Source organism: Streptomyces nogalater (assembly GCF_039532885.1).
Classification (GTDB): domain Bacteria; phylum Actinomycetota; class Actinomycetes; order Streptomycetales; family Streptomycetaceae; genus Streptomyces; species Streptomyces nogalater.
In genome coordinates this window covers 132737-145850 of sequence record NZ_BAAASM010000014.1, presented here as the reverse complement: position 1 = coordinate 145850, position 13114 = coordinate 132737, and the positions used below count along the sequence as shown (strand labels likewise).

At 72.7% G+C, this 13114-nt stretch carries 12 protein-coding genes and 1 pseudogene; 3 read left to right on the top strand and 10 right to left on the bottom strand.

Annotated elements, in window-relative coordinates:
- Window positions 1–45: 45 nt before the first annotated feature.
- The 4 genes from ABD350_RS12530 to ABD350_RS12515 all read right to left on the bottom strand — a co-directional run bounded on the left by ABD350_RS12530 (window position 46) and on the right by ABD350_RS12515 (window position 3801).
- Entirely contained in the window at window positions 46–1026 is a 981-nt protein-coding gene (locus ABD350_RS12530) for a quinone oxidoreductase family protein (RefSeq protein ID WP_344348018.1), read from the bottom strand.
- Window positions 1027–1116: 90 nt separating this feature from the next.
- Entirely contained in the window at window positions 1117–1602 is a 486-nt protein-coding gene (locus ABD350_RS12525) for a MarR family winged helix-turn-helix transcriptional regulator (RefSeq protein ID WP_344348017.1), read from the bottom strand.
- 202 nt (window positions 1603–1804) lie between these two features.
- Window positions 1805–2416 carry a TetR family transcriptional regulator gene (locus ABD350_RS12520; protein ID WP_344348016.1) on the bottom strand — a complete coding sequence of 204 codons (612 nt, stop codon included), beginning with the start codon at window positions 2414–2416 and terminating at the stop codon, window positions 1805–1807.
- A gap of 92 nt (window positions 2417–2508) precedes the next feature.
- Entirely contained in the window at window positions 2509–3801 is a 1293-nt protein-coding gene (locus tag ABD350_RS12515) for an MFS transporter (RefSeq protein WP_344348015.1), read from the bottom strand.
- Between the two features lie 220 nt (window positions 3802–4021).
- On the opposite strand from ABD350_RS12515, the gene ABD350_RS12510 reads away from it, so the two are divergent.
- A complete protein-coding gene (locus ABD350_RS12510; protein WP_344348014.1) occupies window positions 4022–4957 on the top strand; it encodes a LysR family transcriptional regulator in 936 nt (311 codons plus the stop codon).
- 91 nt (window positions 4958–5048) lie between these two features.
- Here the strand turns inward: ABD350_RS12510 and ABD350_RS12505 are convergent, their stop codons facing one another.
- Both ABD350_RS12505 and ABD350_RS12500 read right to left on the bottom strand, forming a co-directional pair.
- Complete coding sequence (locus tag ABD350_RS12505; RefSeq protein ID WP_344348013.1) at window positions 5049–6281, bottom strand: spore photoproduct lyase family protein; 1233 nt, start codon at window positions 6279–6281, stop codon at window positions 5049–5051.
- A gap of 272 nt (window positions 6282–6553) precedes the next feature.
- Window positions 6554–6952, bottom strand: a complete 399-nt coding sequence (locus tag ABD350_RS12500; protein ID WP_344348012.1) for a nuclear transport factor 2 family protein — start codon at window positions 6950–6952, stop codon at window positions 6554–6556.
- 147 nt (window positions 6953–7099) lie between these two features.
- Between ABD350_RS12500 and ABD350_RS12495 the strand changes: the two genes are divergently transcribed.
- On the top strand, window positions 7100–7648 hold the full coding sequence (locus ABD350_RS12495) for a TetR/AcrR family transcriptional regulator (RefSeq protein ID WP_344348011.1): 549 nt from the start codon (window positions 7100–7102) through the stop codon (window positions 7646–7648).
- A gap of 106 nt (window positions 7649–7754) precedes the next feature.
- Window positions 7755–8108: pseudogene (locus ABD350_RS12490) on the top strand (arabinofuranosidase catalytic domain-containing protein); the annotation flags it as partial.
- Window positions 8109–8110: 2 nt separating this feature from the next.
- Here ABD350_RS12490 and ABD350_RS12485 read toward each other — a convergent pair.
- The 4 genes from ABD350_RS12485 to ABD350_RS12470 all read right to left on the bottom strand — a co-directional run bounded on the left by ABD350_RS12485 (window position 8111) and on the right by ABD350_RS12470 (window position 13102).
- Entirely contained in the window at window positions 8111–9433 is a 1323-nt protein-coding gene (locus ABD350_RS12485; protein ID WP_344348010.1) for an SGNH/GDSL hydrolase family protein, read from the bottom strand.
- Between the two features lie 45 nt (window positions 9434–9478).
- Complete coding sequence (locus ABD350_RS12480; RefSeq protein WP_344348008.1) at window positions 9479–10990, bottom strand: sodium:solute symporter family protein; 1512 nt, start codon at window positions 10988–10990, stop codon at window positions 9479–9481.
- 85 nt (window positions 10991–11075) lie between these two features.
- The gene (locus ABD350_RS12475; RefSeq protein WP_344348007.1) at window positions 11076–12350 is read right to left on the bottom strand and encodes a glucarate dehydratase family protein; all 1275 of its coding nucleotides are present in this window, start codon (window positions 12348–12350) and stop codon (window positions 11076–11078) included.
- On the bottom strand, window positions 12347–13102 hold the full coding sequence (locus ABD350_RS12470; protein ID WP_344348006.1) for a 5-dehydro-4-deoxyglucarate dehydratase: 756 nt from the start codon (window positions 13100–13102) through the stop codon (window positions 12347–12349). Before ABD350_RS12470 ends, ABD350_RS12475 begins: the two co-directional genes overlap by 4 nt.
- Window positions 13103–13114 lie beyond the last annotated feature (12 nt).

Below are 13114 nucleotides of genomic sequence, written 5' to 3'. Positions count from 1 at the left end.
GCGGTGCGGCCGACCGTGGGCGAGGTGCTTGGCAAGGGAAGTGGTTCACGGGATGAGCAGCGTCTTGCCGACCGTGCCGCGCGACTCCACGGCGGCATGTGCCTCGGCCGCCCGCTCCAGCGGGAAGCTCTGCCCGACGACCGCCTTGAGCTCACCGGCGACGGCCAGGTCCAGTACCTCGGTGACGAGTTCACGGGCGTATGCGGGCCGGTTCCAGATGAGGCCCGCGCTGAAACCGGTCAACGTCAGCCCCCGGCCGAGCAACTCCATCGGTTGCACGTCGAGCGGCTGCCCGCTGGAGGCGCCGAACACCACTTGGCGTCCGGAGCCGGGAGCGAGCAGTGCCAGCGACTCGCGCCCGAGTTCGCCCCCGACGTGGTCGTAGACGATCTCGACGGCCCCCCGCGTGGCCTGGCGCACCTCGTCGGTCCAGCCGGCCACCGAGTAGTCGACGACCTGATCGGCGCCCAACTCCTTGACGAGGGCCAGCTTGTGCTCGCCGCGGGCCGTGCCGATCACCGTCGCGCCGGCCCGCTTGAGCAACTGGACGAGGATCGTGCCGACGGCGCCGGCCGCGGCGTGCACCAGGACCCGGTCGCCCGCGCCGACCCGCGCCGCGTCGATCAGTCCGCGGGCGGTGGCTCCGTAGCGGTAGAGCGCGACGGCGTCCCGGAAGTCCAGGCCCGTCGGTACCGGGACGAGCGATGCGGCGGGGGTGCGGGCCAGTTCGGCATAGCCGCCGAGGCCCCCGGTGGTGGCGAGCACCCGGCTGCCGACGAGCGCCGGGTCGACCCCCGTGCCGGCCTCCACGACCTCGCCGGCGATCTCCTTGCCGAGAACCACGGGCGGCACCGCGTCGCCCAGGGCTTTGCGCATCATGCCCGAGCGCACCTGGGTCTCCAGGAACTGGATGCCGACGGCGGCCACCTTGACCACCACCTCGCCCGGGGCGGGACGCGGGTCCGGCACCTCGGCCAACGCCAGCCGGTCCGGTGGACCGAATTCCTTCAACAGGACGGCACGCATCTGTCCTCACTCCTTCATGGGTGGATCGTGAACGGATCACCGTGTCCGCGACGACGGCCGCGGCCGCTGCCGGGCACCGGATCGGGGGTGCTACCCCTTCTTCTCGATCGCCTCGGCGAAAGCGGCCAGGCCGGCGGCCAGATTCTTGATCTCGGCGGTGCTCCAGCCGTCCATCAGTTCGGCCACGATGGCGGCCCGCGCCTGCCAGAGCTTGCGGATGGCGAGCTTGCCCGCCCGGCTGACACTGACCAACTGGGCGCGGGCGTCCGCCGGGTCCGGCTCGCGGACGATGAAGCCGCGGGCCTCCAACCGCTTGGCGGGCGGCGTGAGCGTGGACTTGTCGACCTCCATGAGGTCCGCCAGGACCGACAGCCGCACCGGGGCGTGCTGGGAGATCTGCGCGAGCAACGTGTAGTCCCCCAGGGACAGTTCGAGTCCCGAGGCCGCCATGATGCGGCGTCGCGCCGCGGTGGAGAACATCCAGTTCCCCACCGTGGCGAGGGCCGCCGCCACCTCACCGGAAGCCTTGCGGTGTTCCTCCGGCCCGTCTGAGGAACCGGCAGACGTGCGTCCCATCTCCGACACCCACGATCGCAATCGATTGGTTGTGACCAACCAACTATTACTCGTTGGTGGGGTTCCCGGCAAGTGCGTTCGGAACGGCGGTCCGTCACCGCCGGAGCCCGCCGTGTCCCCTGCCTCGGGCACGCGTACGGCAGTACTCGCCGCCGTACGGGCCCGGCCGACGCTCACACTCGGGGGCCGACGGGCACGAGGCTCACGCGCGAGGACCCAGTGTTGCCATGGCCCGGTCCAGGGTGTCGGCGAAGGAGCCCTTCCCGTCCGAGGCCAACCAGGAGCGCTGAGCGGCCACCAGGCAACCGAACGCCGCGGCTGTCAGGGCACGGGGCGCCGGGTCGTCGGGAGCGCAGGGGGCACCGAGCGCGGCGGCCCGCTCGCTCAGTTCGGTGACGACGGCGTCCTGTGCCCGGTGCAGTTCATGGAGATAGCCGGCCAGCAGGGCGGGGGTCTCGAAGACCAGCCGGTGAACCGGCGCCATCCCGCCCTGGTGCCCCGGCGTCTCCGTGCGGGCCACCAGCGGGTCGAACGCGCGGCGCAGGGAGGCCCACACCGGCTCGTCGGCCGGGCGAGCGCGCAGGGCGGCGACCACGTCGTCCACGACGAGGCCGCGGTGTCCGAGGACGATCTCCTCCTTGGTGGCGAAATAGCGGAAGACACTGCGCTGGGACATCCCGACGGCCGCCGCGATGTCGTCCACGGTCGTCGCCTCGAAGCCCCGCTCCACGAACAGCGCGGTGGCGGCTTCGGTGATCTCTTCCCGCACCGCCCGGCGGGAGAGCTCCCGCAGGCCGACCCGTTTCCCACCCATGACCCACGCACTCTAGCGAGAGAGACGGCGGTCGACACGCCCGGAGGACGACGGCGGTCGCGTCCGGCATGCCGGGCGCGACCCGCCACCCGTCACCCGCGGCCCGGGGGCCGGTGGTCAGGTACGGTTCGGCGCCGGGCCGGCGCGGAGAGGGGCGCCGCCGTACGGCGGGGGAGGAGCAACGGGGTCGTCAGCACGAGCACACCGGCCAGGCCGATGGCCGTACGCGGACCGAGCAGGCCGCCCAGCACGCCCCAGACGGCCGTCAGAAGCGCGGCCGAGGACTTGGACGTCACGGTCCAGGCGGACAGCGTGCGGGCGACCCGGTCCGGCGCGGTGCGCTCAAGGCGATAGGTCGCGTAGACGGGATTGAACACCCCGCAGCAGAAGATGAGCCCGGCCTCCACGCCCATCACCAGCAGCAGCCCTTTGGTGCCGGGCCCGAGGAAGGCCAGGCCGACGGGCCACAGCGCGCGCAGGACACCGGATGCCACCAGGACCCGGTGCTGCCCGTACCGGGTGACGAGCGGCCGGGCCAGCCGCGCGCCGGCCAGTCCGGCGAGGGCGGGCGCGGCGAAGGCGAGGCCGTACTGCCAGGGCGCGAACCCGAACCGGCCGAGCATCAGGACGGCCAGCAGCGGCTCGGCGGCCATCACCAGGCCGTTGAACAGGGCGGTGTTGAAGAACAGCGGGCGCAGCGCCGGCTCGGAGAGGATGTACCGCCAGCCGTCGAGCAGGTCCCCGGGCCGCATGCGCGCGGCCCGCCGGAGCTCCGGCCGCGCCTCGCGTCCGCCCATCGCGCGGATGCCGAGCGCCGAGAGCAGATAGCTGACCGCGTCGGCCAGCACCGTCGCCACCGGCCCGAGGAACCCGATCGCCGCGCCGCCCAGCGGCGGTCCGACGATCGTGGTCGTCCAGGCCGTGGACTCGAACCGGGCGTTGGCGACGAGCAGGTCCTCCGCCGGCAGCAGCGTCTTCAGGTACGCGCCCGAGGCGGCGCGGAAGGTGATGTCGGCCGCCGCGACGACGACCGAGACCAGCAGAAGCTGGGGGAAGGTGAGGACACCGAACGCGAACGCGACCGGGATCGTCAGCAGCGCCGCGCACCGCGCCAGGTCCATCCCGATCAGCACGGGCCGCTTGCGGCGGAACTCCACCCACGGACCGAGCGGCACCGCCACGGCCGCACCCGCCGCGGCCCCCACGGAGGACAGCGCGGCGACCTCGGCCGGCCCCGCGTCCAGCACCCGGATGGCGATCAACGGGAACGCGCCGAAGGCGAGCCAGGTGCCGAGCGCGCTGGTCCCGTACGCCGCCCAGAGCCACCCGAACGGCCGGCCGAGCCGAGGGCCGAGCACAGGTCCCGGCCGGCGCCCGCTCTTCATACCCGAGTCCCCTCACATCCGCACGGCCGACCCAGGGCCGAGCACATCACAACAGGCTTACGACACAACCAGCCGGCGACCGGAAGCATCACCACCGGCCCACGACGGAAGCGGTACAACCGATCCGCGACCTGCAACATCAAAGCGAGCCTCGTCCCCGGGAGCAAACAACCGCGGAGCACCACACCACAACCGATGGTTGTGGTCATAGGGTGTCGGCATGGACTTCGAAACCGTCCGGACCTTCGTCGCCGTCGCCGACGCGGGGCAGTTCCAGGGCGCCGCCGCCGAGCTGTCGCTCACCCAGCAGGCCGTCTCCAAGCGCATCGCCGCGCTGGAGCGCGACCTCGGCGTGCGGCTGTTCACCCGCACCCCGCGCGGCGCCGAACTCACCATCGACGGGCAGGCGTTCCTGCCCCACGCGCGCGAACTGCTGCGCGTCGCCGAGCGCGCGGTCACCTCCGTGCGCACCGGCCGCCGCCCGCTGCGCGTCGACGTGATCGCCTCGCGCGGCGCGGCATCCGGCCTGATGCGTGCCTTCCACCGCGCGCACCCCGGGATCGAGCTCGACGTCGTGTGGCTGTTCGACATCGAAGCGGCCGTCACCGCCCTCCGGTCCGGCGAGATCGACGCCTCCTTCCGTGCCGTGGCCGCGCCCGGCCGGCCCCTGCCCGAGGACATCGAGTCCGTCCGGGTGCTCGACGAGCCGCTCCAGCTCCTCACCGGTCCCGCCCACGCTCTGGCGGGCGCCCGGACCGTGCCCCTCGCCCACCTCGCCGAGCACCGCATCTGGATGCCCGGCGTCGTCCCCGGCACCGAGTGGGCCGCCTACTACGACGACCTCGTGGCCGAGTTCGGGCTCACCATCGAGGCGACCGGTCCCAACTTCGGCTCCGACGCGCTCCTCGACACCGTCGCCGACACCCCGGCCCTGGCCACCTTCATGGGCGGACACACCCGCCTCGTCTGGCCCGCCGGCCACGGCCTGCGCCGCATCCCGGTGACCGACCCGACGCCCGTCTACCCGCACTCCCTGCTCTGGTACCGCGACAACCCCCACCCGGCGCTGGCCACCCTCCGCGCCCACCTCGCCGCCACGGCGCCCGGCCACGACGCCGCCGGGACCTGGACGCCGAGCTGGGTACTGCCGGACTGACGAATCCGGGGCACCGGCGTGCCGTACCTTCGGGAGGACGTGCCCACCGGGCTCGCCGGCGCCGAGGAGCGGGCGGGACCCGGGCCGTGGGTCAGAAGGCGTACCGGATGCGCAGCCAGGGGGCGTGGGCCGCGATCAGGGCGCGCAGGGTGCGCACGGCCCCTGCTTTGACCCGGTCGCCGTAGCGGACGTTCAGCGCGCCGTTCTCCGAGCGCTTGTCCTGTTGCAGCTCCGGCCGCCAGAGCAGTTCCTCGGCCCGGGGGTGCCAGCCCAGGTTGACCTGGTGCAGGTCCCGGTTGTGGGTGAGCAGGATCACCTCGGCGGCCGCCTGCCGTTTGACCCGGTCGGGCAGGACGTCGTCCAGCTGTCGGAGCAGCTCGCTCCAGGCGTCTTCCCAACCGGGACGCAGTACCACGGGGGAGAGGTTGAAGTGGACCTCGTAGCCGGCGTCCAGGAAATCCGCCGCGGCGGCGATCCGGTCGCCCACCGGCGAGGTCCGTACGTCCAGCAGCCGCGCGTCCGCGGCGGGCATCACGGAGAAACGGATCCGGGTACGGCCCTGGGGGTCCAGCGCCAGCAGGTCCGGGTTGACGAACTTGGTGGCGAACGACGCCTTCGCGGTGGGCCATCGGCGGAAGGCGCGCACCAGGTCAGCGGTGTTGTCGCTGATCAGCGCGTCCACCGAGCAGTCGCCGTTCTCCCCGATGTCGTAGACCCAGGCCGACGCGTCGCACTGGTTGGGCTCCGGCTTGCGCCCCTGGCGGGCGATGTGCCGGGCCAGGTGGGCGATGATGGCGTCGATGTTCGTGAAGACGGTGACGGGGTTGGCATATCCCTTGCGGCGCGGGACGTAGCAGTAGGCGCAGGCCATGGCGCACCCGTTGGAGGGGCCGGGAGCGATCCAGTCGGCGGACCGTCCGTTGGGCCGTGTGGTCAGCGTCTTCCGCTCGCCCAGGACCAGCGTCTCCCCCTTCACCCGCACCCAGCGTCCGACATTGCCCTCGTTGCCGTGCAGCCCCGGGATACCCCAGTGGGAGTCCACCTCGATCAGGTCGGCGTCCGGGAAGCGGGCCAGGATCTGGCGGCCGCGCGAGGAGGACGCGGCGGCCGGTTCCGCGTAGATCGTCCGGACGGGCAGCAGACGACGGGCCGCGGCGGACTCGCGGAACGGCGGGCGGCGCCCCGGCCCGCCCCCGGGGCCCGCGCCGCCGCCCGCGGGGCCCGTGCCGTCGGTCCCGGCGGTCTCCGAGGCGGCGTCCAGCGCGTCCAGGCCGAACAAGGCGTCGAGGCCGTCGTCGCCGGGGCCTGCGGAGGGGTACGTCATGCGTGTCTGCCGAAGAGTAGAGGAGGGGCCGCACATGGGGGACGCGGGCCTCACTCCACTGTAGGCGCTCCACCGGGGTCGCCGGCGACCCCCGGCACGCGGGGCCGCACCGCTCCGCGCTCCCGGCGTCGACGGCACCGAGGCTGCTGGTGTGGGGCGAGGACGACCGTTCGCAGCCGATCACCCACGCCGAGCGGTGCGTCGCGGAGACCGGCTTCCCGCGCTCCTGACGGCCGTGCCACCCCGCCCGGCGTGGTCGGACGAAGAAGTGGTCAGACGAAGAAGGCGTTCATGCCGGGAACGTCCGAGAGGTACGTCTCGATGCCCGCGATCCGGCCGTCGCGCAGACGGCAGACGGTGGACAGGTGCTCGTCGAGCCGGACCTCGCCCCGCCGGGCGGTGTTGTGCAGCGACAGCGCCATGTTCTCGCGGCTGACCAGGATGTGCAGCAGCCGGAAGTCGAGCCCGTAGGAAGCGATCTTCCTGGCGCGTTCCACGACCGCGTCGGCCCCCACGGCCGTACCCGAGACGGTGTTGTCGCCGGGCAGCGTCCAGGTGGCGTCGTCGGTGAGCAGGGACCGGATGCCGTCCCAGTCACCGGCGGTGAGGAAGGCGTGGAACTGCGTGCCGAGCCGGTGCGCGGCCTCGTACTGGTTCTCGTACGCGGGCATGGTTCCTCCCCAGGAGAACAACTAAAGCGGCGATCTTTGCTTTAGTCAGGCTAGGTGACCTTCTGGCTAAAGCGCAATCCTTTGCTTTAATCTGGGGGAATGCCCGCCAAAAGCAAAGCCAGCCGCCCCGGAGGCCGGAGTGCCCGGGTGCGTGCCGCCGTCCACCGCGCGACAGAGGAACTCGTCCACGAAGTCGGCGCCGACAACGTGACCATCCCCGCGGTGGCGCGCCGCGCCGGCGTCAACCCCAGTTCGGTGTACCGCCGTTGGGGCACGGCATCCGCTCTGCTCGCGGACGTGGCCGACCGGCGTCAGGACGAGGGGACGCCCGAGCTGCTCGGTGATCTCCGCGAGGACCTGGAGCGGGTGGCGGTCTGGACGCTCACGGATCTGTCCCGGCCGGGAGGGGTGGCGTTCTTCCGCGCGGAAGTGGCGCCGGACGTGGACGAACGCCGGGCCGGCCTGCGTGCCTGCCTGGAGCGGGTGAGTGCTCGCTTCCGGGCGCCGCTGGACGCCGCCGCCGAGCGCGGCGAGACGGCGCCCACGCTGGAGCGCGTGCTCGACCGGGTGGTCGCCCCCCTCTATTTCCGTGTGGTGTTCTCGGTCCCGGGAACGGACGAACGGTACGCGCGAGGCCTGGTCGCCGAAGTGTGCGCTCCCGGCGGGGACGCTCCTGGTGATCGCGGTCGTGGCTGACTTCCCGTTGGCCGAAGTATCGGGCGTGCGGAGATCATTCACGTCTCCGACTCCGGCCCGCCCCGGGCGGGCCGGGCTCCTCGCCCTGCCGGCCCTCGTACCGGCGATGGCCGCGGCCCCGCTCGGCGGCCGGGCCTCCGCCGATGGCGACACCGTGGCCGCCGGCTCTCTGCCCTGTGGTCTGTACGCGGCCGGCGGCACGCCCGGCGTGGCCGCGCACAGCACCACCCGCGCCCTGTACTCCGCGTACAGCAGCCGTCTCTCCCAGGTGAAACGGGCTGCCGACGGCGCTACACGGGACATCGCCGCGCTCGGCGCGGGCGGCTACGCCGACGCCGCCGCCCAGGACTCCTTCTGCGTGGGCACACGCTGCCTGATCACCGTCGTCTACGACCAGTCCGGCCGCGGCAACCACCTCACCCAGGCACCGCCCGGCAGACTCCAGGACCCCGTCGTCGGCGCTCAGCGGTGGAAAAGGGCGAACGGGACGGCGTCGGCCAGCGCCTGGTAACCGGCCGGGTTGAGGTGGAGGTGGTCACCGGTGTCGTAGGCCGGCCGCAGTCGGCCGGGGGCGTCCGGGTCGCGGACCGCGCGGTCGAAGTCGATGACGGCGTCGAATCCGCCGCCGGTGCGGATCCACTGGTTGACCTTCCGCCGGGCCGACTCGTGGGCGCCGGCCGGGTCGTCGTAGCCGTGGCCGCCGAAGGGGGTGAGGGTGGCGCCGTAGACCTGGATGCCCTGGGCGTGGGCGCGGGTGACGATCTGCCGGTAGGCGCCGATGAGTTCGGCCGCGATCCGCTCGGCGTCCGCCGGGCTGGTGCCGGCGGTGCCGATGTCGTTGACGCCCTCGAAGACGATGAGCCGGTCGACGCCGCTCCGGGCGAGGACGTCGCGGTCCAGCCGGGCCAGGGCGTTGGGGCCGAGCCCGTCCCGCAGGACGCGGTTGCCGCCCGCCGCTTCGTTGACGACGGCGATGTCCGCCGTGCCGGGGCGGGCCGCCAGCCGCGCCCGCAGCCGGTCCGGCCAGCGGTCGTTGCCGTTGGTCGTGGAGCCGCGGCCGTCGCTGAGCGAGTCGCCGAGGACGACGGTGGCGGAGGAGGTCCGCCGCGACCACACCTCCAGCCCGCTCAGGAAGTACCAGTGGTCGACGGCCGTGGCACCGGACAGGTCCTCGTCGTCCACGTGGTCGCCGGCGAGCAGGTAGGACGTCGTACGGGATCCGGGGTGCGAGGTGATGGAGGTGGAGGCCTGTCCGTGCGCCAGGTACAGCGTCACGGTGAGGTTGGTTCCCGGCGCCACCTCGAAGTCCAGCGGATCACTGACCGCCTGCGCGCCCTGCGGGATGTCGAAGCCCGGCTGCCCGCCGAACGTCACCCGGCGGGAGCTGCCCGGCACGATCGCGCCGACGCCCGCCTTGCCGCCGGCCGGGCGGGCCACGGAGACGGCGGTGACGGGCAGGTCGGCGCCGCCGAAGGCGTTGGAGAAGCGCAGCCGTATGCGCTTGCCGCCCGGCCCGACGTGCACGGTCTGCCGCAGCGTGGCGTTGTCCAGCACGCGGTCGCCCTGCGTGAACGGCGCCGGGGGCATGTTGCCCGGCTCGGTCAGCTGGGGCATGGACGCCCATGTGTCCGTCCACTGCCCGCTCCCGGCCGCCATGGCGGCGGATCGCGCCGGTGCGGCGGTGCCGCTTCGCGGGCCGTCCGTGCCGGACGGCGGGTGAGGGGCGAGGCCCACCGTGACGGCGACCGTCGCGGCGGCGACCGCCCATGACGCTGCTCGCTTCATGAGAAGAGTTCCTCCGTTTGGCTGGATTGCTGGGGCCGGTGTGTGTCAGGAGCGCTCGGTCACCGGGTGCGCGGCCGTGCCGGTTCCGGGCTCCGGACCGGAGACCGCCGCCACCACGGCGTCCGCCTCCGCGTCCGGTTCGGGAAGGAACAGGCCGAGGCATGCGTAGACGACGAGCGAGGTGACCAGGGGGGTGACGACCACCGTGGTCGGGGAGGCGCCGTCCAGGCCGTACTTGACGAAGAAGTAGCCGCCGAGACCGAGCGCCCAGGACGCGAGGGCGGCCCGGGGCCCGCAGCGGCGGAAGGCGGGCAGCAGCCCGAGCAGCATCGGGATGGAGATCGGGCCCATGACGGCCGCGACCATGCCGACGATGATGCCGAGGACTCCGCCGAAGTGATCGGCCTCGATGGCCACGACCATGGAGACGGTGATGAAGACGACCGTGGTCACCCGTGCCGCCCGCAGGCCGCGCGCGGTGCTCACCTCGCGGAAACCGGGCAGGACGGCGGGAAGGATGTCCCGGGTGACCACCGCCGAGATGGCGTTCGCGTCCGAGGAGGCCATGGCCATGGTGTGCGAGAACATGCCCGCGAGGGTCAGCCCCACCAGCCCCATGGGCAGGTAGGACTGTGCCATCAGGGCGTAGGTCTGCTGAGGGTCGGCGATGTGCGGCATGAGCACCGGCGCGGCGACCGCCGGCAGCAGCAGCACGGCCGGCCACACGAGGTAGAGGGCCGCCGACAGTCCGGCCGAACGGCGGGCGGCCCGCGGGGAGTCGGTCGCCATGTACCGCTGGGCCAGGTTCCACATGCCGCCGTTGTACTCGAAGAGCTTCACGACGACGTACGCGGTCAGGAAGCCGGCCGTGTAGGGGCCGACGAGGGGGTCGGTGTGCCCGGCCGGCAGCCGGTGCCACAGCGTGCCGAGGCCGGAGACGCCGCCGAGCCGGTCGAGGACGACCCACATCATCGACAGCGCGGCCACGCCCTGGATGACGAACTGCCCGAACTCGGTGAGGGCGTCCGCCCACAGCCCGCCGACCGTGCAGTACAGCAGGGTGACGATTCCGGTCAGCAGGATGCCGTGGGTCATCGACATGCCGGTGAAGACCTTCAGCAGCACCGCCACCGACGCCCACTTGGCGGCCACGTCGAAGACCTTGAGCAGCGCGCCGCTCCACGCCAGCGCCTGCTGGGTGGGCAGGTTGTAGCGGCGCACCAGGTACTCCAGCGGGGAGGCGACCCGGTAGCGCTCGCGCAGCCGGTTCCACCGGGGGGCGAAGAGCCAGGCGCCGACGCCGGTGCCCAGGGCGAGCGGCAGGAAGGCCCAGACGTAGACGGTGATGCCGTAGTCGTAGGCGACCGCGGCGTAGGCGACGAAGACGGCGGCGCTGTAGCCGGACATGTGGTGCGAGATACCGGTCAGCCACCAGGGCATCCGGCCGCCGCCGGTGAAGTAGTCGGAGACGTCGTCGACTCGCCGGTGCGACCACAGGCCGATCAGCAGCATCACCAGGAAGTAGGCGCCTACGGCGGCCCAGTCGAGCCAGTGCATGGGAGGACCTTCTTGTCGTGAACGGCGGGGAGTCGCACGGAGGTCGGGACGGACGAAGCGGGGCGCGCCCGGGGCCCGCCGGGAATCACCAGCGCGGTGACTTCTTCTCGTACGACGGGTCCAGCCGGCGCATGTAGCCGGTGTCGTCCCGGTTGCGCAGGCCGCAGCGCAGGTACTGCTCGTGCAGCCGGGCCAGCGCGTCACGGTCGAGTTCCACGCCGAGACCGGGGGAGCGGGGGACGGCGACCGAGCCGGCGCGGAAGCCGAGCACACCCGGGACGATCACGTCCTCCGCCGGGTCCTTCCACGGCCAGTGTGTGTCGCAGGCGTAGGTGAGGTTCTCGGTGGCCGCGGCCAGGTGCGTCATCGCGGCCAGGCTGATGCCGAGATGGGAGTTGGAGTGCATGGACAGACCCATGCCGAAGGTGGCACAGATCCCGGCGAGCAGCTTGGAGCGGTGCAGGCCGCCCCAGTAGTGATGGTCGGACAGGACGACCTGGACCGCGTCGTCGCGCACCGCGGAGGGCAGTTCGTCGAAGGCGACCACGCACATGTTGGTGGCCAGCGGCATCGGGGCCTCCCGGGCGACCCGGGCCATGCCCTCCTGGCCGGGAGTCGGGTCCTCCAAATACTCCAGGACGCCTTCCAGCCGGCGGGCCACCTTCAGCGAAGTCTCCACGGTCCAGGCGGCGTTGGGATCCAGGCGCAGCGGGATTCCGGGGAACGCCCGCCGCAGCGCGAGGACCGTCTCGACCTCCTGCTCGGGCGGCATCACACCGCCTTTGAGCTTGATCGCCCCGAAGCCGAACTCCGCCACCATGCGCCGGGCCTGCGCCACGATGCCGTCCGGGTCCAGGGCGGGCCCCCACGCGTCGGGCTCCTGCCCGGGGTGGGCGGCCCACTTGTAGAACAGGTAGGCGCTGAACGGGACTTCGCTGCGGACGGCACCGCCGAGCAGGTCGCTGACGGGACGCCCGGCGGCCCGGCCCTGGATGTCCAGGCAGGCCACCTCGAACGGGGAGAAGACCCGGTCGACGGTACTGCTGGTGGTGATCATGCCGGTCAGGCCGTGGCCGTCGCCGCCACGGTCGTCGCCGATCACATCGGCGACGCGACGGCGCATCGGGCCGAGGGCGTGGACGTCCATGCCGGTGATCGCGTCGGCGGCCGAGCGCAGCCTGCGCAGGTGTCCCTCGTCGGCGTAGGTCTCGCCCAGGCCGGCGATGCCCTGATCGGTCGTCACCTCGACCACGGCGCGCAGCGCGTAGGGTTCGTGGACACCGACGGCGTTGAGCAGGGCGGGGTCCTTGAACGCCACCGGTGTGATGTCGACGCGGATGATCCGCGGGTCCTCGCTCATCGGATCGCCGCACCCCTCGCGATGATCTCCTCCAGTTCGGCGAGATGCGCGGGCGTCGGATCGGTCAGCGGCGGACGCACACCGCCCACGTCGAGACCCCGCAGCCGGACGGCCGCCTTCACCAGGGCCACCGCGTAGCCGGGCACGCGTTCGCGCAGCGCGGTCAACGGATGGAAGAAGCCGGCCAGCAGCCGCTGGACCAGCTCGTCGTCACCGGCCGTGACCGCCTGGTGGAAGGCGAGCGCCGTCTCGGGGGCGAAGCAGAACACCGCCGAGGAATACAGCTCCACGCCGATGCCGCGGTAGGCGAGCTGGGTCCCCTCGGCGGTGGGCATCCCGTTGAAGAACCGGAAATCCCGTCCGCCGGTGGCCGGGTCCGCCCGCACCGCGGTCACGATCCGGGCCAGCGGGTCCAGGTCGCCGGTGCCGTCCTTCAGGCCCACCACCCGTGGCAGGCGCGCGACGTCGACAGCGGTCGCGACGTCGAAGCGGGCGGTGCCGCGCTGGTAGACGATCACCGGCAGGGAACCGGCGGCGGCGACCTCGCGCTCGTAGGCGACCAGTCCGGCGGGCGGTCCCGCGACCAGGTACGGCGGCATCAGCAGCAGCCCGTCCGCACCGGCCTCCTCGGCGGCCCGCGCGTACTGCCGGGCGAGGGGCAACGCGCCGCCGGGCTCCGAAAGTTTCGCCGTATCGACCGAACCGTCTTTCGCGAACGGGGTGACGGGAAAGAAGAGGATGCCCTTCAACACGCTGACCTCATC